Genomic DNA, 23,633 nt, shown 5'->3' with positions numbered 1-23,633 from the left:
AAATTATGAAACGATTACTAGGGTTTGGTCTCATTGTTTGTTTTGCCTTTACTCAGTGTAAACAAGAAAAAGTGTTTACAGAATGGAGAGGGCCAAATAGAACAGGAGTTTACAATGAAACAGGACTATTGAAAAAATGGCCTGAGGAAGGACCAAAAATGTTATGGCACAATGATAGTATTCCAGTTGGATATTCTTCGGTTGCCATTGCTCACAATACAATTTATCTGACAGGATTAATTGATTCGACAGATTACCTTTTGGCTTTCGATATGGATGGTAATAAGAAGTGGCAAACGCCTTATGGTAAGGGATGGGATGCTTCGTTTATAGATAGTCGTGCTACACCAACCATTGAAGATGATAGAATATATCTTTCAAGTGGAAAGGGTGATGTTGCTTGTGTAAATGCCTTAAGTGGAGAAATCAACTGGAAAGTAAATGCCAGCGAAAAATTTGGTGGAACTTTTGGTACTTGGGGAATTTCCGAATCGCTTCTTCTTTATAAAAATATGGTGTATTATACTCCTTGTGGAGATCAAACCACAATGGTTGCATTGGATAAGATGACAGGAGAAACCATTTGGCAATCGGAAAGCTTAAATGATAAACCTGGCTACGTATCTCCTTTAATGATCAATCGAAATGGTAAGAATCAAATTGTTACTGTGATTGAGAAAAATGTATTTGGAGTAAATCCGGATAATGGAAAAATTGAATGGAAATTTGATTACGGAGCATACGCTGGCGGTAAATGGAAAGCAAATATCAATACCAATACTCCTTTGTATAAAGATGGTAAGATATATATAACCAATGGATATGATCACAAGTCGGTAATGCTGAATTTAAATGAAGATGCATCAGGAGTTGAATTGGCTTATGTGGATTCTTTACTTGATGTTCATCATGGAGGTGCAGTTTTGTTGGATGGCTACATTTATGGTTCCAACTGGGTAAACAACAGAATGGGAAATTGGTGTTGTTTGGATTGGAATACGGGAGCAAAAATGTATGAAACCAAATGGCAGACTAAAGGTTCTATCATTTCTGCAGAAGGAATGTTGTATTGCTACGATGAAAAAGGTGGGAATATTGCTTTGGTGAAAGCAGATCCAAAAGAATTTAAGGTGATAAGTGAGTTTAAAGTACCTTATGGAAAAGGACCACATTGGTCTCATTTGGTAATAAAAGATGGGGTGATGTACGTGCGCCATGAAAACGCACTGATGGCCTACTCGATAAAAGAATAAGGAATGAAAATTTTGACCTGACAGTGTTCTTTGAACCTGTCAGTGTCATGTTTAGACAATATTATATGCTGTCGAAAAGAAGCGAAAAAGGATTAATTCTCTTGACTGTTGTGGTAGCAACAGCATTGTTTGTGTATTGGTTGCTATACAATCCAGCCAAGGATATTCATGCAAGTATTCCAGGAATGGACAATCGACCTAAGGAAAGTGAAACAGGAGGTGGAAAGGTTAAGATTGGTGAAGGATTTGATTTCTTTAAAGATTTGTCTACTGAGTTGAAAGGCAAATGGATTCAGTTTCGCGGAGCTAAATCTGATAATATATCAGCAGACCAAACCAAACTGATTAATTCATGGGGAAGCGGACCTAAAATTGATTGGGAGGTTGAATTGGGAGAAGGTCATGCGGCACCAGTGGTTTATAATGGAAAAGTATTTGTGCTGGATTACGATGAGGTGAAAAAAGCAGATGCCTTAAGATGTTTTTCATTGGAATCAGGGGAAGAGTTGTGGAGAAGATGGTATCGCGTGCGTATAAAAAGAAATCATGGTATATCCAGAACTGTTCCAGCAATCAATGATAAGTATTTGATTACTATTGGACCTCGTTGTCATGTGATGTGTACAGATCCTAATACAGGAGATTTCTTGTGGGGAATTGACTTGGTTAAGGAGTACATGTCTGAAATCCCTTTTTGGTATACAGGTCAGTGTCCGATTATAGTTGATAATATTGCCATAATTGCACCTGGAGGATCATCTTTACTAATTGGTGTGGATTGTGCAACTGGGAAAGTGGTATGGGAAACTCCAAATCCTGATGGATGGAAAATGTCACATTCGTCTATCATGCCAATGACTTTAGATGGAAAGAAAATGTGGGTATATGCTGCTGTAGGTGGTATTGTTGGAGTATCCGCAGGAGGTGATGATTTGGGAGAGATTCTATGGAAAACAAAAGATTTTGCTCCTTCGGTTGTGGCTCCTTCGCCAATTGTTTTTGGCAATGGCAAAGTATACATGACAGCAGGATATGGTGCAGGTGGTATTTTATTACAGGTAAAAAAATCAGGTAATAAATATTCGGTTGAAACCTTGCAAAAATTCAAGCCTAAAGATGGAATTGCATCGGAACAACAAACGCCTATTCTATATGATGGTCATATGTTTAGTATTCTTCCTAAGGATGCTGGAGGATTGAGAAATCGTTTTGTTTGTGTTGATCCAAATGATAGTCAAAAGATACTTTGGGATAGTGGTTCAGGACATCGATTTGGCTTAGGGCCATATGTAGTTGCAGATGGGAAATTCTTTATTCTTAGAGATGATGGAACCATAACCATTGCTAAGGCTACATCAAAGAGTTTCGAGTTTTTGGATAAAGCCAAGGTTATGGATGGACATGATGCTTGGGGACCTTTGGTTGTTGTTGATGGACGTTTGTTAATGAGAGATGACAAACACATGGTATGTATTGATTTGAGAGCCAATTAAAGAATTCAGATATGAAGAATAAATTGATTTTATGGTTATCTGTTGTTTTGCTTATTGTATTGATAGCATTTATGGCAAAAGATCTGTTTAAAACAGGAAATCTAAGCCAGAAGAATGTATACGAGTATGATTTGAATTCTTTACGTCATGTAGATGATTCAAAAATTAGTCATAAGGAGAGCAAGCAAATCAAAATTGAGGCAGATGAGATTCATGCTGTGGCGGTAGATCAGGAAGATAATATTTATGTAGGCACAGATAAAAGCCTGCTTGTATTAAACTCAGAAGGAAAGCCAATTAACAATTTGAAATTAAGACAAGCAGCATCATGTATTACTGTAATGGATGATGGTAATATTTTGGTGGGAATGAGCACTCGAATTGATGTTAGAAAGCCTGATGGGAGTTTAAGAAATAGCTTTGTTGTGAAGGGTGATAGAACTTACATTACATCAATTGCTGTTCAGGATACCAATGTTTTTGTGGCAGATGCAGGTCAGAAAATTATTCATCATTACAATATTGATGGAAATAAAATCAAGGAAATTGGTGGAAAAAATCAGGCTGAAGGGGTTAAAGGTTTTGTAATTCCTAGTCCATATTTTGATTTGCTAATTGGACGACAAGGCGAATTGTGGGCGGTTAATCCAGGGCGACATGCATTTGAGGCATACAATTTTGAAGGCAGACAAATATCAAACTGGAACAGAACCTCGATGAGTTTAGATGGTTTTAGTGGATGTTGCAATCCTTCGAATATTGCTATGTTATCTGATGGTTCTTTTGTGACCGCAGAAAAAGGATTGGAAAGAATAAAAATACATCTCCCTTCAGGAGATTTTAAATCAGTAGTAGCTGCTCCAGATTTGTTCGAACCTGGAACGGTTGGTATTGACTTGGCTGTGGATTCAAAGGATAGGATTTTGGTAATGGATCCAGCCAAAAGGTTAATCAGAATTTTTGAAGCAAAATAGAATGGAAAGAAGAGATTTTTTAAGAAGCGGCTTGAGAGGGTTAATAATAGCAGTATTGGCTGCAATTAGTGGGGTGTTTGTTTACAGAAACTATACAACGAAAGAGAATTGTGAGTTTACAACTCCTTGTCAGGATTGTAAGCAATTAAAAAGTTGTAAGAAACCTGAAGGCTTAAAATTTAAAAGAGATCAAAAAGTTTCTAAAAACTAGTCGCTAATTACTAGTAAGCATGAAAAAAGATAGAAGAGAATTTATAAATACATGCTTTCGTTTTGCAGCGGGAGCAAGCATTGTTGGAGTTGCAGGCGTTTTAGCGAGCAAAAGTGTGAAAGGAGATTACCTTTGGCAACTTGATCCAACCAAATGCACACAATGTGGGCGTTGTGCAACAAGTTGTGTTGTAACACCATCTGCAGTAAAATGTATTCATGTTTATGACATGTGTGGTTACTGTGATTTGTGTGGTGGATATTTTCGACCTAATGTAAAGAACCTATCTACGGGAGCAGAAAATATGCTTTGTCCAACAGGAGCAATCAAGCGTACTTATGTAGAAGATCCTTATTTTAAATATGAGATCATTGAAGAGTTATGCAATGGTTGTGGCAAATGTGTAAAAGGTTGTGGTGCTTTCGGAAATGGTTCATTGCAACTGCAAGTTAATCACGATTTATGTGTGAATTGTAATGAATGTGCCATCGCTCGTGATTGTCCATCAGATGCATTTAAACGAGTTCCTCTTGAAGAAGCCTACCAGTTTGCAGGCTTCAAAACCAATAAAAAGATTTAAGAAATGAAGAAAATCTTTTCGATATTTTCTCTGATACTATTATCTATAGTTGATTTTGTAGCTTTTGCGCAAACTCAACGATTTCCAAGACCAGAATTTGAATCAGGTTACACTCAGCCAGTAACTTCTATGCCAGAACCTCGTGCGGGAATATTCGCGTTGGTGGACGTGTTACTTTTAATTGCAGCTTTGAGCTTGATTACCTGGTTTATTCATAAAAAACGTTCACGTACAGGTGTTGTAGTTACTTCTCTATTTTCTTTGGTATATTTTGGATTCCTTAGAGAAGGGTGTGTATGTTCTGTAGGATCGGTTCAGAATGTTGTGTTGGCATTATTTAATCCAGGATATCATATACCACTTTCAGCTTTAGCATTTTTTGTTATTCCATTGGTTTATACACTGTTTTTTGGAAGAACCTTTTGTGCTGGAGTATGCCCATTGGGAGCGGTGCAAGATGTCTTTCTGTTAAGACCTGTTAGTTTGAAGAAATGGCTACAGAAAGTTCTTGGATTGATTCCATGGATTTATCTTGGTTTAGCGATTCTTTATGCAGCAACGGGAACCGATTTTATTATCTGTAGATATGATCCTTTTGTAGGAATATTCAGGTTCAACGCTACCTTCTTCATGTTTGCCATTGGAGCAGCATTTCTACTTATTAGTGTTTTTATTGCACGTCCTTACTGTAGGTTTTTATGTCCTTACGGTGTTATTTTGAATTTGGTGAGCAGGGTATCTAAAAAGCATTTAACCATTACTCCTGCAAGTTGTATTCAGTGTAAACTTTGCGAGAATTCATGTCCACTAGATGCCATCAATAAGCCTGTTGAAGTCAAACAAATGGAGGATAAAAGATCAGCAACAAGACGCTTTATTCTTTTGGGAATGATTATTCCTGCCTTAATGATTATTGGAGGCTGGGTCGTTTCTAATTTTCATGAGAATTTAGCAATGGTGAATTCTAAAGTACGTTTGGCCAATGAATTGCTTCATTTCGATTCAAATACTATGGAGGAAAGTTTGGAAATTGAAGGATTTAGAACCTCAGGAAAAACAAATGAGGAATTATATTTGGAATCAGCAACTATATTGAAGCAGTTTTATTATGGATCGTGGATGCTGGGAGCATTCGTTGGCTTGGTATTTGGGTTGTCCTTGGCTGGATTAACAAGATACAAATATCGAGAAGATTATGAGCCAGATAAGGGGGAATGTGTAAGCTGTGCAAGATGTTTAAAATATTGTCCTGTAGAAAAATAAAAGATTTAGAAATAATTACTAACCTATGAATAATAAATTCAAATTAAGAAAGACCAACCAATCTCTGTGGAAAAATATCGCAATTGTAGCGGGAATTTTCTCCTTTATCATATGCATGTTGGTTTTGGTAAATTATATGCAAATCAATAGAATTGACCCTGTAAAAACAGAATTAATCAATTCATTGGTGCAACGATTAGAAGAAAATCCAAATGACAATCAATTGCGTGAACAAATTCGAGAGATGGATCTGTTGGTGCGAAAAGCATACTTTACCAATCAATGGCAAGTGAAAGCTGGTGGTTATCTTTTTTTATTAGGTGTTATAGTCACAGCAATTGCTTTGCAGATGTTTTATGCAGGTAAACAAAAACCCCCAGAAGTAACAGAGAGTGAACAAGAGAATATCATCTTGTTTAAAGAAAAAGCCCGAAAGTGGATTGGAGTAGGTGGTTTTGGATTGGTTGCAATTACATTATTAATAGCTTTTTTAACTCACAAAGAATTGGGTAATAAGTTTACCCAAGCCGCAATGGTTGCACAAACAGCGACTGAAGAAAGTAGTGATGTTGAGGTAGTAGAACCTGTAAAGGAAGAGGTGAAGGAAGAGCAGATTGAAGAAGAGGTGAAGAAGGAGAGTGAAAAGCCTACTGAACCTGTAGTTGATGAAAAGAAAGATGAGGTAGTTGAAAAGAAAGAACCAGAGATTAAAAAGGAAGCTCCCACCAAAAAAGTTACTAGCGGTGTATCATACCCTACAAAAGAAATGATGGCTAACTTTCCTGCATTCCGTGGTGCTGGTGGACAAGGGGTTTCTTATCAAAAAAACATTCCTACCTACTGGGATGGCGCAAGTGGTAAAAATGTATTGTGGAAGGTTCAAGTACCAATTCATGCATACAACTCACCTGTAATTTGGGGAGATAAACTGTTTTTATCAGGTGCTAATGCTACCCAAAGAGAAGTATATTGCTACGATAGAAACAATGGAAAACTACTTTGGACTGCTAAAGTGGAAGGCATCGCAGGTTCTCCGGCAAAATCGCCTGAGGTAACTCCTGATACAGGCCATGCAGCTTCAACGGTAACAACCGATGGAAAATTGGTATTTGCAATGTTTGCCAATGGAGATGTTATTGCAGTTGATTTTAATGGAAAGCAACAATGGGCGAAGAACCTAGGCGTACCTGATAATCATTACGGACACTCTTCATCTTTGTTGGTATATCAGGATAAATTAGTTGTGCAGTACGATCATAAGAAATCGGCTAGAGTGATGGCTCTTTCAACTGCAACTGGTGACGAATTGTGGAGTACCAAGAGAAAGGTTCGCGTATCATGGGCATCACCTGTGATTGCTCAAATTGGAGGAAGCACGCAAGTTATTCTGGCTGCTGATCCGAATGTTGCATCCTATGATGTAAATACAGGGAAAGAACTTTGGAAGTTGGATTGTATTACCGGTGAGGTTGGTCCTTCTGTTGCCGTTGGAGATGATGGAACCGTGTTTGCCTTGAATGAATATGCAAGTCTTGTAGCCATTAAACCAGGCGAAAGTCCTGAGGTTTTATGGGAAGCATACGATTATTTGTCGGATGTTCCTAGCCCTGTAATATCAGGAGATAACTTGATTATTGTAACCAGCTATGGCGCTGTAGTATGTTACGATGCTAAATCTGGCGAATTAAGATGGGAACAGGAATTTGATAGTGGATTTTATGCGTCGCCAATCCTTGCCGATGGCAATGTATATCTATTGGATAGAGATGGTGTGATGCATATTTTTAAAGCAGATAAGGAATACCAGGAAATTGCAGCTCCTGCTTTGGGAGAAAAATCAGATATGACACCAGCATTTGCTGATGGAAGAGTATATATCCGTGGAGAGAAACACCTTTATTGTATAGGGAAATAACTATGAGTGAGATTCAAAATATTGTTGACAAAATAATTGCTGAAAAAGGGAAAGATTCTGATAAGGTGATTCCAATTCTTCAGTCCATTCAGGGGAAATTTAATTATTTGCCTGAAGAAGCTTTGAAGAGAGTTTGTGATACAACGGAAATTACAGAATCACAAATTACAGGAATCTCTACTTTTTATTCTCAGTTTAGACACCATCCGGTAGGAAAGCATATTGTAAAAGTATGCGTTGGAACGGCTTGTCACGTAAAGGGAGCAAAGCAGGTTTACGATAGTTTTAAGCGTGAATTGAAAATTACTGAGGGAGATACCGATGCCGATAAGCTATTTACTGTTGAAGAAGTGGCTTGTTTGGGATGTTGCACCATTGCTCCAGTGGTTCAGATTGATGATGTAACTTATGGACATGTAGAAACTGGTAAGGTTGCAGAGATTATTGAAGATTTTAAAAATCTTGCTCCAAGCGAAGAAAAGCAGGTTCGTGAAGTAACGGAAGAAGGAATTTCACAGGGAGAAATCCGAATAGGATTAGGTTCATGTTGTATTGCCAGTGGTAGCTCTGGTGTTAAGGAAGAGCTGGAACGAACCCTTGAAGACAATCAAATTAAAGTGGATGTAAAGCAGGTTGGTTGTGTTGGAGTGTGCAACCAAGTGCCAATGTTGGAGATTCACAAGGCTGGTGAAGAGCCAGCTTTTTACACTAAAATAAAGGCGAATGAGGTAAGTGAGATCATTAAAAATCACTTTCGCTCCGAAAATTGGATGAGTCGTTTCAAAAACAGATTCTACAATTATGCGGAAAACCTTACTTTTTCTGATATTCCAACAAGTTCGAATAGGTACAGTGCAAATGAGGAGGGAACTCCAATTGCAGAGTTTTTGAAAGGACAAGTAAATGTTGCTACAGAATACAGGGGAGAGATTAAGCCATCTGATTTTGAAGAATACAAATCAAAACATGGTTTTGAGGCATTTATTAAATGTTTGAAAGAGCTTTCGCCAGATGAGATTATCGCTCAGGTTGAAGAAAGTGGATTAAAAGGCCGTGGTGGAGCAGGTTTTCCAACTTTTATCAAATGGAATTTGGTAAAGAATGCAAAGGCCGATCAAAAATACATTATCTGTAATGGTGATGAGGGAGACCCAGGAGCATTTATGGATCGTATGTTGTTGGAATCCTACCCATTCCGAGTGATTGAAGGGATTCTAATTGCTGCTTATGCAGTAGGTGCCAGCGAAGGTCGCTTGTACATTCGTGCAGAGTATCCTTTGGCGGTAACCCGAATTAAAGAAGGATTGGAGATCTGTAAGAAAGAGGGCTTAATTGGGAAGAATATCCTTGGAAGTGATTTTTCTTTCGATTTAAAGGTGTTCGAAGGAGCGGGAGCCTTTGTGTGTGGAGAAGAAACTGCACTAATTGCGTCTATCGAAGGGAAACGTGGTATCCCTGAATTGCGCCCACCTTATCCTGCTGAGAAAGGCCTTTGGGATAAACCAACCTTAATCAACAATACAGAAACTTTATCCATGGTTCCTTTCATTATTCGAAATGGTGCGGAAAGTTTCAAGGAAATTGGAACTGAAAATAGCAAGGGAACCAAGGTATTTGCTTTGGCAGGGAAGATTAACCGAGGAGGTTTGATTGAGGTACCAATGGGTATTACAATTCGCCAAATTGTTGAGGAAATTGGCGGAGGAATTGCCAATGGAAAGAAATTTAAGGCAGTACAAATCGGAGGACCATCTGGAGGCTGTATTCCTGCGCATATGGCCGATACAGCCATTGACTTCGATTCGTTGAAAGAAGTTGGAGCCATGATGGGATCGGGAGGATTGATCGTTTTGGATGAGTCTGACTGTATGGTGGATATTGCCCATTATTTCTTGTCATTTACCCAGGAAGAATCATGTGGTAGATGTACTTTTTGTAGAATTGGTACAAGACGAATGCTTGAGATTTTGGAGAAGATCAAATCAGGAAAAGGAAAATTAAGCGATTTGGATCTGTTGGAGCAGCTGGCCATCAATACCCAAAAAGGAAGTATTTGTGGATTGGGGAAAACCGCACCAAATCCTGTATTGTCGACATTAAAGTATTTCCGTCACGAATATGAGGCACATATCAAAGGCGAATGCCCTGCCGGAAAGTGTGAAAACTTGATTCGCTACGAAATTAATGAGGATTGTACCGGATGTACCAAATGTGCTCAACGCTGTCCGGTAGATGCCATACAGGCAAAACCATATGAATTGCACACTGTGGACAATGAGTTGTGTATCAAATGTGATATCTGTAAACAGATTTGTCCAGTTGATGCAGTGGAGATAAAATGAATTGCCAGAAATAAAATGAATTGCCACGGGCTTTAGCCCGTGGATTGGAAAAAGAAACAAAATGCCAACAATTAAAATAGATAATCAGACCATAACAGTTGCAGAAGGAACCAGCATTTTAAATGCAGCTCGTTCTGCAGGGATTCACATTCCTAGTATGTGTTACATGGAAGGATGTAGCAATCATCCAACCTGTATGGTTTGTATGGTGAAAAACAATGCCAACCAGCAAATGATTCCTTCATGTGCAACGAAAGTTGTGGATGGAATGGATTTGGCAAGTGAGGACACAGAAGTAAAAGAGGCCAGAAAAGAAGCCATTGAGCTTTTAATGAGCGATCATGTTGGTGATTGTGAAGCTCCTTGTCGTATGGCTTGCCCGGCCTATATGGATATTCCAAAAATGAATCGATTCATTGCCAATAATCAGTTCGATAAGGCATTGAAAATAGTAAAAGAGGAAATTGCCCTTCCGGGGATTTTGGGATACGTATGCTCGGCTCCTTGTGAGAAAGTTTGTCGCAGGAAAGATGTAGATCAGGCAGTTTCCATTTGTTTGCTGAAGCGATTCTCTGAAGAGTCAACTCAAAATTATTTGCCTGAAAAGAAAGACGCAAGTGGAAAGAGAGTGGCAATTGTTGGTGGAGGCGCATCCGGACTTTCAGCAGCCTACCATTTGTTATTGAATGGACACGATTGTGAGTTGTTCGAGAAGTTTGATGGTGTTGGAGGAATGTTGCTTGCATCAGTTTTGAATGGTGAATTGCCAACAGAGGTGATGGTAAGAGAAGTGGCTGCTCTGGAAAAGCTTGGTTTGAAAATGAATTGCAATGCTGAGGTTTCCAAAGAGAAATTTGAATCCTTACAACAAGAATACGATGCTGTGATTCTTGCCAACGGAACAGATGGAGAAACATTTGGTTTGGAGGCTGGAAAAACCGGATTGAAAGTGGATGCTGGAACTTACACAACATCCAATTCGAAGGTATTTGCTTGTGGTAGCGTAATTCGAACTCAGAAAATGGCAGTGAAAGCCATAGCTATGGGTAAGGAAGCAGCCTGGTCTGTTGATGCTTATTTAAATGAAGGCAAAGCGAAAGCAACAGAAAGATTATTCAATTCAAGATTTGGTACACTTCGCAAAGATGAGCTGTCTGAATATTTGAAAGAATCGGTTGAAGGAAACAGAGTAGATGCAAAATCTCCGAAAGGATATACACAAGAAGAAGCCATTGCAGAAGCGAAGCGTTGCATGCACTGCGATTGTAGAAAATTAGACAATTGTCGATTGAGAGATTGTGCAGAAGAATACAAAATTGATCGTAGAAGATTTGCATTGGGCGATAGGAATTCTGTGATGAAATACATTAATCATGATTCGGTTATTTATGAACCGGAAAAATGCATCAAATGTGGATTGTGTATAGAAATCGCCGAAAGGCATGGTGAGAAAACCGGACTGACCAATATTGGTAGAGGTTTTACGGTGAAAGTTGCTGTTCCTTTTAATCAACAATTAAGTGCGGCATTGACTGTTGCTGCGAAGGAATGTGCGGAGGCATGTCCAACGGGAGCGTTGTCGCTTCGCTCTAATTAAGAATTGGTAATTAATAATAATCACCTCACCCTTAATCCCTCTCCATGAGGAGAGGGAAACGCAAATAGTAGAGGGTAGGTGAAATTAACATACAAAACTCAATCAAAGCTCCATTCCCCTTCTCCTCAAGGAGAAGGGGCTAGGGGATGAGGTAAACAGAAAATGAAACAACTATTCCTATCCATATTAACCATCGCTTTGAGCCTATCAACCATAGCTCAAAACAAACACAATTGGCTTTCTTTTCGTGGGAATGCACAGTTGAGTGGTATTACGCAAGCAGAATTGCCAAAGAATCCATCTCTTTTGTGGTCATACAAAACAGGGGATGCCATCAAATCTTCGCCCATTGTTCGTAATGGGATCATTTATGTAGGATCGAATGATGGATACCTGTATGCTTTCAATAAAATGGGAGAGTTGAAGTGGAAGTTCAATGCGGAGACTTCGGTGGAAGCATCGCCTTTATACTTGGATGGAAATGTATATTTCGGAGCTTTGGATGGAACTTTCTATTGTCTGAATGCCGGTACTGGCGAGGTGAAATGGAAGTTTGTAACTGAAGGTCAAGTTTCAGGATCGGCAAATTGGTTTTACGATAAAACTAGCAAGCAGAAAAGAATCCTATTCGGTTCCTACGATTTTAAATTGTATTGCATGGATGCGAAGTCTGGAAAGATGTTGTGGGAGTATGAATCGGATAACTACATTAATGGAGCAGCATCATGCAATGGCGAAATTGCCATGTTTGGTGGTTGTGACGGATTTTTGCATCAAGTGGATGTGAAGACAGGAAAAGCTAAGTATAAGTTGGATATTCAGACCTATATCGCTTCTTCGGTTGCCTTGGATGGAAATCATGCATTCTTCGGAAATCATGATGGAGAGTTTTACTGTGTAGATTTTCAGAAAAATCAGGTGAACTGGAAAAAGGAAGGAGCAATTTCTTATTTGGGATCTCCTGCCATTGCCGAGGATGTTGTGATTATTGGAGCTGAAAATCGCCAAGTGTACTGTTTCGATAAGAAATCAGGAAAAATAAAATGGCAATTTAAAACCAGAAACAAGATAGAGGCATCGCCTGTGATTGCTTCCAATGCAGTGGTAATGGCATCGGGAGATGGAAGAGTGTATTTATTAAATAAAGAGAGTGGTCAGAAAATCTGGTCATACGAAATAGGAAGGGCCTTAATTGGAACGCCGGCAGTTGTGGAAGGAATGATTGTGGTGACATCGATGGATGGAGCTGTTTATGTTTTTGGAGAGAAGTAAAACCTTCAAAGCCCCGCGATGAACGGAATCTTTGCTGGAGAACGGGTTATTTTGCTGGAGAATTGCATTTAGAGCTGGAGAATTGGGTGAATGACTTGGAGAACGGGTAGAAAAGCTGGAGAAATGGGTGATTTACCTGGAGAATGGATTATGGTGATGGAGAAAGACCCCATGGAGGCGGTGAAAGCTTTTAAACAATGATGAACCATTAACGATTTGAGGATGAAGTAAATTTTATCAGGAAAATTGGGGCATAGAACGAAAAAAAGTGATTTAAAAAGCGAATGGTATTATTTTATACCATTTTAGAGATTAATTTACATGGGTATAATGCCGATAGATTGTTAATACTTAATTATGAGTGAAGCGATATAAGTAAGAGAAATTAACAACTAATCTGTATTAAGGATTCGAAAAGATAACAAGCATGGAAATAGAGTTAAAGCAAATTTCAAAATATTATCAGGTTCCTGGCAAGGAAAAGAGAATGGTTCTTGACAATTTATCCTTAAAAATAGAATCGGGTGATTCGGTTGCTATTGTTGGACCATCCGGTTCTGGTAAGAGTACATTGCTAAACTTGATTAGCTCATTGGATCAAGCCAATTCAGGAGTTATTCTTCATGGAGAAAGAGAAATTGGGAAGCTGGGAGAAGATGAAGTTGCCCAGTTCAGGAATAGAAACTTGGGTTTTATTTTTCAGTCACATCACTTGCTACCTCAGTTAAGTCTAATTGAAAACGTATTGGTTCCCCTGATTCCAGAAAAAGATAAGAAGATAAAAGTTGAGGCCGAAAAAAGAGCTCAGGAATTGATTGATTTTGTTGGTTTGTCAGGCCAGATTAGTCAATTGCCCGGACAAATGTCGGGAGGAGAATGTCAAAGAACTGCTGTAGTGCGTGCTTTAATTCATCAACCAGGATTGTTATTGGCCGATGAGCCAACAGGTTCTTTGGACAAGCAATCGGCTGATCAACTTGGAGATTTATTAGTATCGATCAACGAAAAGCAAAAAGTAACACTTGTTGTGGTTACACACTCCATGGATCTGGCAAAGAAAATGAAGAAAATATACAAATTGGATAACGGAAAATTATCTAAAATCTAAACAATAAAAACCCTTACAAATGAAGAACTACATCTTAATGGTATTGTCGCTGTTTTCGTGTACATCGAAACAGAAAAAAGTAAGTGAATGGAGAGGTGAGAACCGCTCAGGAATTTATGCAGAAACAAACCTTTTAAAAGAGTGGCCAAAGGATGGTCCAAATCTTCTATGGGATGTAGAAGGTATTGGAAATGGCTATGGATCTCCTGTTATTACAGACAATAACATTTACTTGAATGGAGAAATTGATAGCATTGCTTATTTGATTGCTATGGATTTGGAAGGGAAGATGCTTTGGAAAACAGAATTTGGTAAGGATTGGATGAAAAATTTTATCGGTTCTAGATCTGCTCCAACCGTGGTAGACGATTTGGTTTATGTGGCTTCTGGTTTGGGAGACGTTGCGTGTATCCACGCTGAAACTGGTGAGTTGAAGTGGAAAATCAACATGCTGGAAAAATTTGAAGGTAAAAATACACGCTTTGGATATTCTCAGTCTCTTTTGGTAGATGGAGATTTGGTTTTTGCTGCACCGGGTGGCAAAGAAAAGAACATTATTGCATTGGATCGATTTACAGGTGAAACCAAATGGATCAATTCTGGAGTTGGTGAAATGCCTGCATATTGTTCTCCGCTATTGATAAAATATCCAACAAGAAATATTTTGGTAACCTTCTCGGAACATGCTTTGTTGGCAGTAGAATCGCAAACGGGTAAAACTTTATGGACAGAACAACAGGATACTACCAAAGGAGATGTAAACGGAAATACTCCTATTTATGAGGATGGATATCTATACTACGTAACTGGTTGTGGTAATGGTACCGTAAAATTGAAATTGGAAGAAGATGGTGCCAAAATCACGGAAGTGTGGAGAAATGAAGAATTGGATAACATTATGGGCGGCGTTGTGAAACTTAACGGTAAGATCATTGCCTCAGGACATCGTAAAAAAGTATGGAAAAGTGTTGACGCAGAAACAGGAGAAACCAGAGATACTTTGAAGTTTGGAAGAGGTGCAACTATTGCTGCCGATGGAATGTTGTATTGCTATAACGAAAGAGGACAAGTTGGTTTGGTGAATGTTACACCTGAGAACATGGAAGTAGTCAGCAAATTTAAAGTTACAAAAGGAACCAAGGAGCACTTTGCTCAACCTGTAATTGAAAATGGAGTATTGTATATCCGTCATGGAGATGCATTAATGGCATATGATATTAAGGCGACTAATAATTAACAATGAGTAATTATTAATTGTTAGAAGAAGAATAGAATTAAAGTTTCAGCAATTTGTTTTTTACGCAAGAGCAATTTCTTGATACTTGAATCTTGATACTAAAAATCTAGACTATGAGTAAGCAAATATTTATATGTGGTTGTGAAAAAGATGGAAAAATCGAAAAAAAGTCTGTTCAGAAGTTGATGAAGACTTTGGAGGAGAAGAATATTGGCTTCACTTATATTGAAGATATGTGTGGTACAATTCTTAAGAATCCAGACGATTTGGAAAGTCTGTACACAGCTGAAGATGCTGTCGTTTTTGGATGTCAGGCTCGTGCCATGCAACATCTGGTAGATAATTCAAGTCGTAGGAATGAGGATTTGGACATAGAATATCACCATATTGATGATGAGAAGGATGAACTGATTTCCAGTCTGGAATCGGGAACAGGTGAACCACTAAAAATTAAGTATTCAGACGAGTGGAAACCTTGGTATCCAGTTATTGATTATGAGCGTTGCAATGGCTGTAGAAAGTGTTTGAACTTCTGTTTGTTTAGCGTTTACTCGGTTGAAGATGATGGAACAGTTGTAGTATCAGCTTCGGCAAATTGTAAAGACATGTGTCCTGCCTGTGCAAGGGTTTGTCCACAAAATGCTATCATCTTTCCAAAACATGCCGAAAGCCCAATTGATGGAGGAGAAGGAGATGGTTCTGAAAATGAAAAAACGGATATTCTTGAACAAATCCAGAATGATGATGTTTATTCTGTATTGAGTGCAAGAAGAAAGAATTTTCAGGTGTCATTATTGAAGAAAGATCAATTACAAATGGCAGAGGAGGAACGCAGAGCATGTTGTAGTGGAGCGGATAAAGTAGAAGAGCAAAAAGAAGAGAAATGTGCTTGCGACTGCAATTGCAAAGAGGAACCGGAAGCAAGTTGCGATTGTAAAGATGGTGATGCCAATTCCAATTCATGTTGTTGTTAAATAAGAAAGAATGATATTTTCATTAGGATCAAGGATATTACGCACTGTTGATTTAAAATTGCTATGGAAGTTAGGCTATAACCTTGGCTTTAAAGGTATGAAGGCCGTTGCAAAGCATAAGAAACGTTTGAAGAAGGGAGAATTGTATCCAGCTTTCATGATGATTTCGGTTACTGATAATTGTAACTTGAATTGTCAAGGCTGTTGGGTAACCATTAACAATACTTCCAAGGGAATGGATGTGGAAACATTGGAGAATATTATCACTTCCAGTAAGGAAAAAGGGTCATACTTTTTTGGCCTTTTAGGTGGTGAACCATTGATGTATCCTCAATTGTTTGAGGTGATCGAACGTCATTCCGATTGTTACTTTCAAATGTTTACCAATGGAACTTTGTTGACAGATGAAGTAGCTCAACGCCTAAGAAAGTTGGGGAATGTATCGCCTTTAATTAGTGTGGAAGGCTTGCAGGATGTAAGTGACATCAGAAGGGGAGCAAAAAATGTGTATGGTCGTACCATGACTGGTATTGAATCATCCATTAATAATAAACTTTTTACAGGAGTTGCAACAAGTGTTTGCAAATCGAATTTTAAGGATTTGGTGAGCGAAGAGTTTGTAAATTCTTGCATCAAGAAGGGAATTCATTATTTGTGGTACTACATTTATCGACCAGTGGGAGAGCGCCCAACAACTGAATTGGCCTTATCAGAAGAGGAAATTCTGGAGCTGAGACAATTCATGGTTGATATCCGAGTAAAAGCGCCATTAATGATTATCGATACCTATTGGGATGAGAAAGGAAATGCTCTTTGTCCGGGTGCCATAGGTTTATCGCATCATATAAATCCTTACGGAGATATTGAATTTTGTCCGCCAATTCAATTTGCTGGTGAAAAAATTGAGGCGGATACCAATATTCCTGAATTAATTGAAAATTCAAAATACATTTCAGGTTTAAGAAATGGTATCACTGATTGTACACAAGGATGCATTTTATTGGATGCGCCAGATCAATTACATACCATGTTGAAAGAGGCTGATGCTTACGATTCATCGAAAAGAAGCAAAGCATTCGAAGAATTACAAAAAATGAAACCATGTGCTGGCCATCATATTCCGGGAAAAGAAATTCCTGAGAAATCGTGGGTGTACCGATTCGCAAAGAAATATTCATTCTTTGGATTTGGGGCATATGGGTAAAGTGGAGACGCACGTCCGTTTTTGATTTTATGTAGAGACGCACGGCCGTGCGTCTGTACGATAAAAGAATAGAAGATTACGATAATGAGATTGCAATGATATTAAGGAAAGATCAAATAAATACCAATTTAGGAAATGCACTACCGCAAACTCCTGAGAAGCTAAAGCAAATCAGGGATTTGATTCGTGATTATGCTGCTGAAACGGAAATTGTTCCTCCTTTGCAGGAGTCTGAGGTGATTTTTCATTCAGGAGAATTGATCAAAATGCATCCTGAGTTGTTTCTATATCAGAAGTTACTGGCTGTAATGATTAATAATTTTGCATGGCAAAATATTGTAGCTGGAATTCCTTTCAATCGCAGAATCTTATTACTTCCTAAGTGCTTTAGTCATGCCGATTGTCCTGCAAAGTTCGATGAATTGGGCTTGTTATGCGAACAATGTGGCAGATGTGATTTGGCGGATATCATTTCCAGAGCGGATGATTTGGGCTATCACACCATAGTTAGCGAGGGAACAACATCAGCAAGTGTATTGCTTTCATCTGGTCAGGTGGAGTGTGTAATTGGAGTAGGCTGTTTGCATTCTTTCGAAAGATCTTTCCCTTTGGCCGTAAAAGAAGCGGTTCCATCTATTGCGATTCCATTGTATAATAATGATTGTAAAGATTCCAAGGTGGATGAGATTTGGTTGAATGAAGTTCTTGCCAATCGAAAGGAAAGCAATTGGAATGGTTGGATTGATTTGGATCAACTGAAGAAATCTGTTAAATCATGGTTTAGCAAGGAGAAGCTGCAGGAGTTTTTTGATTACACAGATGACACAGTAGATATTGCTATCAACTGGATTGAGAAAGATGGTAAGCGTTGGCGTCCTTTGATGATGACTGCGGTTTATGATGCCTTGATGGGAAAATCAGGTGAGTACAACGAAACTATTCAAAAATTAGCAGTTTCGATAGAGTGCTTTCATAAAGCATCGCTTGTACACGATGACATTGCAGATGATGATGATCAAAGATATGGCAAGCCAAGTTTGCACAAGGAGTATGATGTACCCGTTGCTTTAAATGTTGGAGATTTAATTGTAGGATATGGTTACCAAATGATTGCCGAGTCGGGTGCAAAGCATATTAAAAGCCTATTAAAAGTAGCATCTCGTGCTCATCGTGATTTGTCTTTGGGACAAGGTGAAGAATTGCTTTGGAGATCGAATGGGAAATTGCTTAGCAGAGAGGAAATTATTCGAATATTTAGCAACAAAACCTCACCAGCTTTTGAGGTTGCATTGCAATTTGGTGCCATTCAGGCAAATGCAGGTAGCGATGTTGTGGATGTGATTTCAGAATACAGCACAGCATTGGGCATTGCTTATCAGATTAATGATGATTTGGATGATTTCAAGCAAAATGAAATTGCCAGTGGATTCAATACGGTTCAACCTTCGATGATTTCCTGTATACTGAATGAAAAATATCCGGACAAGATGAACGAATGGAGACGAAATCAGAATTCGGATATTTTGAAATGGGATGAAACCAAAGCTGCAATGCAAGAAGCAGAGGAAATGCTTGCTGACTATAAACACAAAGCCATGAAGAGTCTATGCAAGCTGTCCAATCCAAATTTAAAGATATTATTAACCCGCCTATTGAATAGGATTGTACCTGAATAAATATGACATTGTCTAGAAAATCAATCAACTGTAACCAAATCATATTGGAATCACTTTTAGGAGCAAAAGAAGCGTTAAGTGAAGAAGCTCAAAACCATATTCTTTCGTTTTTACGTTCCCAAAAATGTGAATCAGGAGGGTTTATTGACAAAGCTGGCAAATCCGATTTGTACTACTCGGTTTTTGGGTATACGCTTGCTTTGGTTTTAGATTTGAAATTAGATATTACTAGAGAGAAAGAATACCTAAAACAATTCGATCAAAAGAATCTTGATTTTGTACATTCTGTTTGTTTGGTAAGGGCTTTCTATTTGCTTCACCTTATAGATTTAAAACAAAAAACAGGATTTAAGGCCACTAAATATTTGAGAATAGGCTTTGCTAAAGATCTTATTGTAGGAAAATTGGCAAAAAAAACAATGAATGATTGCTCGGCGGTTTTATGGGAATTAGAAACTTATATCTCTAAAGATGATGGGTACAATCACAATGCAAAAGAAGAAGAGCAATCAACGGTTTATGCGAATTATTTAATGTGGACTTTATACCAGGATTTGCAAATAGAAGAGGATTCTATTGAAGAAATTCAAAATGCGAATCAGTCATTAATATTGGATAACGGTTCATATGCGAATGAGAGCAATAGTTCTGATGGTGTTACTTCAGCTACGGCAGCTGGTATGATCATGAATTCAAATCATGGAAAAAGTAAGGAGTGGTTACTTGAAAAGAGATCGAAGAGAGCTGGATTTATTGCCGCTACAGGCGTGCCTGTTTCAGATCTTTTATCAACAGCTACCGCTTTATTAGCCCTGAAAATGTCTGGTGAAAATATGGACTCGTTTGCTGAAAATTCCTTAAATTTCATCAACCTACACTGGGATGAGTCAGGGGGCTTTTTCGGAAGTATTGCAGATATGTCATGTGACGTGGAATACACCTATTATGCTCTTTTAGGCTTGGGGGTGTTATCTTAATAGAGACTCCGTGTGTGGATGAAAGATTACCAATTGCTAAACTAAACAAAGACATGATTTCCAATTACGACCACATACAAAACCTAAAAGAAAAGCTTGACGATCATATTCTTTCCCTTCGAAATGAGAATGGATATTGGGATGGAAAATTATCAAGTAGTGCTTTATCAACTTCTGTAGCGGTTTTTGCATTATGGAAATACGATAAAAAGAAATACGACACTCATATCAACAAAGGATTGTTCTGGTTGGCTCATAATGCCAATTTAGATGGTGGCTGGGGCGATACCATAAGAAGTAAAAGTAATTTGAGTACGACTTTGCTTACATGGGCTTGTTTTTCAATTGCCAAAGATCGTCCTGAGTTTACAGAATGCATTCAAAATGCCGAGAATTGGTTGACTGATCGTTTGAAGAAATTGGATCCTGAATCCATAAGTACAGCTATTCTGAATCATTATCAAAGTGATCAAACTTTTTCGGTGCCGATTCTTTCTATGTGTGCTCTATCTGGAAGATTAGGAGATGATGGCTGGAAATTGGTTCCACAACTACCGTTTCAAATGGCTGTATTTCCCGATCAGCTTTTTAAGTTTTTAAATTTATCAGTGGTAAGCTATGCAATTCCGGCGTTGATTGCGATTGGCTTGGTAAAAGCACATCATTGTAAACCCAATCAATTAACGAAGAAGCTGAACCAATCGGTAAAACCAAAAGTTCTACAGATCCTATCAGAAAAACAGCCTGGAAATGGAGGCTTCTTAGAAGCAGCTCCTTTAACGGGTTTTGTACTAATGAGCTTAATTGGAGCAGGAGAGCGAGATTTAGAGGTTTGCCAGAAAGCAGCAAACTTTTTGGAACATTCCATTCGTGAGGATGGATCTTGGCCGATTGATACTCATTTGGCAACTTGGGTAACCTCATTATCAGTAAATGCTTTAGATGGTAGTATTTTATCTGAAATTAGGGATAGAGATAAGCTTGTTTCTTATTATCTGGATTTCCAGTTAAAGAATATTCACCCATTTACAAAGGCAAAACCAGGAGGTTGGGCATGGACTCATTTACAAGGAGGAGTACCGGATGCTGATGATACTTCGGGAGCATTGATTGCATTGCATAAATTGAACGAATATCAGAATATTCCCATTGAGGCGATAAAAAATGGTGTGAATTGGTTATGTGAGCTTCAGAATAATGATGGAGGATTACCTACTTTCTGTAAAGGTTGGGGTAAATTGCCGTTCGACTGTTCTTGTCCTGATATTACCGCACATGCCATAAAATCATTATCTCTTTGGCGAGATAAACTGGATGCCCAAACCAGAGGTAAGGCGGATAAAAGTATCCAGAAAGCGTGGAGGTATTTGCAGAACTCGCAACTAGATAATGGCTCATGGTTGCCTTTATGGTTTGGAAATGAGGACGATTTGCAGCATGAAAATCCTGTCTATGGGACCTCTATTGTATTATATTCTCTAAGTGATTTAAATCCAGATGTTTTAAAAGGACTACGTGAAGTTAAAAACAAAGCTATAGCCTTTCTACAATCTGCTCAGAATGGAGATGGAGGATGGGGAGGAAATGCAAATCTGATCTCTACAATTGAGGAAACTTCCTTAGCAATTCGTGCCTTGGCTTCAATTCAAAATCAAGAAGAAATAAATAATGGATTGAAGTGGTTACAACTTCATCTTCCTAATGATTTGAATGATATTAAAGCTACCCCTATAGGATTGTACTTTGCTTCACTTTGGTATTTTGAGGATATGTATCCATTGGTATTTGCAAGCTCTGCATTATATGAAGTGCATAAATCAATTACGAATTACGAGTTTTCAACTGCGAGTGAGTCTCATTAAGTAGTAGCTATCCCTGATTTATAATCAGGGATTTTTGGGCTAAGAATTTTTTAATTCTTTTGTAATATATTTGAATTAAAAATCCAGAACATCTAAGCTGTAAATCACAAATTTGCAGGAGCTAAAAAAAGGCACGAAAATTCGCGCCCATATTATTCATTGTTAATTGATAGTTATTCATTGTCTACAACTACTCCAATCATCTCCCAGAAGATCTTCTCATCCATCACATTTACATGATATTCCATGGCTTTGCGATTCTTTCGACCTTTGCTAGAGAATTGTTCTGCATGAGCTGTAATCAGGTAATCTACATTTTTAGAAACCACTCGTTTTACAATTAAACCACGCTCTTTCACCAATTGCTGTGCCAATTCACGATCGATTCTTTGACCGTTGATCTTGCAGTTGAGATGACCAGAGAAACAAACGCTTTTTCCTGTCAATGATTTCAATTGTTTCTGTACTCCAGGTGTAGTAATTGGAATTTTGGTTCGTTCATATTCTATTAACAAATCCAATTCTTTCGGAAGAATACAAAGCAAATCAGAAACCAAATGAAGGTCATCCATTTCGGCATTGGTAAGAATTTCATCCAATAGGTAAATGCGAATCAGCTTTCGCAAGTACTCCTCATGAATTTCCATTACCTGCTCTTTCGAAAGTTTGTATACAGTAGCCAAATCTACCAAGGAGAAAATCTCTTTCTCTTCCAGAATGCGATCTGCCAAAGCACGATCCAAAACATTCAAATACTGACGTACAGGTACAGAATCACCGGCACTGGAGGTTAACCTGTTCAGTAAGTCGTAAAGTTTGGTTTTTTGGATGTTGGCGATATTCTTGGCTTCCTTGCGTTTCATGAAGATATTGCGCTCTTTCGGGCAATCTTCAATTTCAATCAAATGAAGGAAGTTTTCTACAAAGTCTTCAATCTCGTTTTGCTGAGCATACAAGTTTTTTAGAATTGAGAAAAGCTTTGCTGTTGCCAGTGAATCAGATTTGGCGCTATGGCGCACGGAAAATTCAATATCGTAATAAGTACACAGCTGCTCCAATCTACGCAAACCTGAATCGGGAGCTACCAAATCGAAAAGTTTTAAAGTACAAATCCCTTCCAGTTTAGGCATACTGCCATTTAGAATTGGTTCTAAAAAGCGAACGGTAAAATCCAGATCGTGAGCTACCAAAGTTTTGCCATTTAGGCGAGAAAGAATATCGGGAACAACATCCGAAGCCGAAGGTGCACTTTTCACCATATCATCGGTAATGCCATGAATTTGAAAACCTTCAATATCTTTTCCAGGATGAACAAGTGTTTCGTAGCTATCCAATAATTCTCCGTTCCAATTTACAGTTTGAATGGCCAATTCAACAAGGTGATCTCCATGTTTCGGTGAAATACCTGTAGTTTCGAGTGAAATGATTGCAAATTGATGCTTATATAGTTCCAGTATTGGATCGTTTGTCATAGTTAGTTTTTATTAGGGTAATCTGATTATACCATTTAAATTTCAGAGTGAGCATAAGCGAAACTGTGAAATATTAAATTGAAATGCCGATATATAATTAGTTAGGCATTTGGAGTGATACGAACAAATGGCTCATATTAATTAATAATCGGTATTAGAGCAAATATAGAAATTATGAGTTATGAATGATAAATTATGAGTTAAAAATCCATTAATAACTCAT

The 23,633-nt window shown here is 38.2% G+C and carries 18 protein-coding genes; 17 read left to right on the top strand and 1 reads right to left on the bottom strand.

From position 1 onward, the window contains the following. Positions 1–5: 5 nt before the first annotated feature. The 17 genes from DF185_RS06320 (at position 6) to DF185_RS06240 (ending at position 21,938) form a co-directional block, all read left to right on the top strand. Positions 6–1,253 (top strand): outer membrane protein assembly factor BamB family protein, encoded by a 1,248-nt coding sequence (locus DF185_RS06320; RefSeq protein WP_110359893.1) that lies wholly within the window; start codon positions 6–8, stop codon positions 1,251–1,253. Positions 1,254–1,318: 65 nt separating this feature from the next. Beyond that, entirely contained in the window at positions 1,319–2,746 is a 1,428-nt protein-coding gene (locus DF185_RS06315) for an outer membrane protein assembly factor BamB family protein (protein WP_110359892.1), read from the top strand. Between the two features lie 11 nt (positions 2,747–2,757). Further along, on the top strand, positions 2,758–3,720 hold the full coding sequence (locus DF185_RS06310) for an NHL repeat-containing protein (RefSeq protein ID WP_110359891.1): 963 nt from the start codon (positions 2,758–2,760) through the stop codon (positions 3,718–3,720). Position 3,721: 1 nt separating this feature from the next. Then, entirely contained in the window at positions 3,722–3,931 is a 210-nt protein-coding gene (locus tag DF185_RS06305) for a hypothetical protein (RefSeq protein WP_110359890.1), read from the top strand. Between the two features lie 19 nt (positions 3,932–3,950). Beyond that, positions 3,951–4,511, top strand: coding sequence for a 4Fe-4S dicluster domain-containing protein (locus DF185_RS06300; RefSeq protein ID WP_110359889.1), 561 nt, complete (start codon positions 3,951–3,953; stop codon positions 4,509–4,511). 3 nt (positions 4,512–4,514) lie between these two features. Next, a complete protein-coding gene (locus DF185_RS06295) occupies positions 4,515–5,774 on the top strand; it encodes a 4Fe-4S binding protein (RefSeq protein WP_110359888.1) in 1,260 nt (419 codons plus the stop codon). 25 nt (positions 5,775–5,799) lie between these two features. Further along, on the top strand, positions 5,800–7,689 hold the full coding sequence (locus DF185_RS06290; protein ID WP_110359887.1) for a PQQ-binding-like beta-propeller repeat protein: 1,890 nt from the start codon (positions 5,800–5,802) through the stop codon (positions 7,687–7,689). Positions 7,690–7,691: 2 nt separating this feature from the next. After that, positions 7,692–10,031: an NAD(P)H-dependent oxidoreductase subunit E gene (locus tag DF185_RS06285; protein WP_110359886.1), complete on the top strand. Its 2,340-nt coding sequence runs from the start codon at positions 7,692–7,694 to the stop codon at positions 10,029–10,031. A 61-nt stretch (positions 10,032–10,092) separates the two neighbouring features. Beyond that, on the top strand, positions 10,093–11,628 hold the full coding sequence (locus DF185_RS06280) for an FAD-dependent oxidoreductase (protein WP_110359885.1): 1,536 nt from the start codon (positions 10,093–10,095) through the stop codon (positions 11,626–11,628). Between the two features lie 162 nt (positions 11,629–11,790). Next, positions 11,791–12,900, top strand: a complete 1,110-nt coding sequence (locus DF185_RS06275; protein ID WP_110359884.1) for a beta-alanine-activating enzyme beta-propeller domain-containing protein — start codon at positions 11,791–11,793, stop codon at positions 12,898–12,900. Between the two features lie 427 nt (positions 12,901–13,327). Next, entirely contained in the window at positions 13,328–14,008 is a 681-nt protein-coding gene (locus DF185_RS06270) for an ABC transporter ATP-binding protein (RefSeq protein WP_207784593.1), read from the top strand. Positions 14,009–14,027: 19 nt separating this feature from the next. Further along, on the top strand, positions 14,028–15,245 hold the full coding sequence (locus DF185_RS06265) for an outer membrane protein assembly factor BamB family protein (protein WP_110359882.1): 1,218 nt from the start codon (positions 14,028–14,030) through the stop codon (positions 15,243–15,245). 113 nt (positions 15,246–15,358) lie between these two features. Continuing rightward, positions 15,359–16,219 carry an ATP-binding protein gene (locus tag DF185_RS06260; RefSeq protein ID WP_110359881.1) on the top strand — a complete coding sequence of 287 codons (861 nt, stop codon included), beginning with the start codon at positions 15,359–15,361 and terminating at the stop codon, positions 16,217–16,219. 10 nt (positions 16,220–16,229) lie between these two features. Continuing rightward, entirely contained in the window at positions 16,230–17,423 is a 1,194-nt protein-coding gene (locus DF185_RS06255) for a radical SAM protein (protein WP_110359880.1), read from the top strand. Between the two features lie 47 nt (positions 17,424–17,470). Further along, positions 17,471–19,099: a polyprenyl synthetase family protein gene (locus DF185_RS06250; protein WP_110359879.1), complete on the top strand. Its 1,629-nt coding sequence runs from the start codon at positions 17,471–17,473 to the stop codon at positions 19,097–19,099. Positions 19,100–19,107: 8 nt separating this feature from the next. Further along, positions 19,108–20,076 carry a prenyltransferase/squalene oxidase repeat-containing protein gene (locus DF185_RS06245; RefSeq protein WP_165835961.1) on the top strand — a complete coding sequence of 323 codons (969 nt, stop codon included), beginning with the start codon at positions 19,108–19,110 and terminating at the stop codon, positions 20,074–20,076. 14 nt (positions 20,077–20,090) lie between these two features. Continuing rightward, positions 20,091–21,938 (top strand): prenyltransferase/squalene oxidase repeat-containing protein, encoded by a 1,848-nt coding sequence (locus tag DF185_RS06240; RefSeq protein ID WP_133249974.1) that lies wholly within the window; start codon positions 20,091–20,093, stop codon positions 21,936–21,938. 173 nt (positions 21,939–22,111) lie between these two features. Here DF185_RS06240 and DF185_RS06235 read toward each other — a convergent pair whose 3' ends face one another. Continuing rightward, positions 22,112–23,410, bottom strand: a complete 1,299-nt coding sequence (locus DF185_RS06235; protein WP_110359876.1) for an exonuclease domain-containing protein — start codon at positions 23,408–23,410, stop codon at positions 22,112–22,114. Positions 23,411–23,633 lie beyond the last annotated feature (223 nt).

This window comes from Marinifilum breve (assembly GCF_003202155.1).
GTDB lineage: Bacteria > Bacteroidota > Bacteroidia > Bacteroidales > Marinifilaceae > Marinifilum > Marinifilum breve.
Note: the sequence above shows the minus strand (reverse complement) of the source record. Positions and strands in the feature narration are given on the sequence as shown.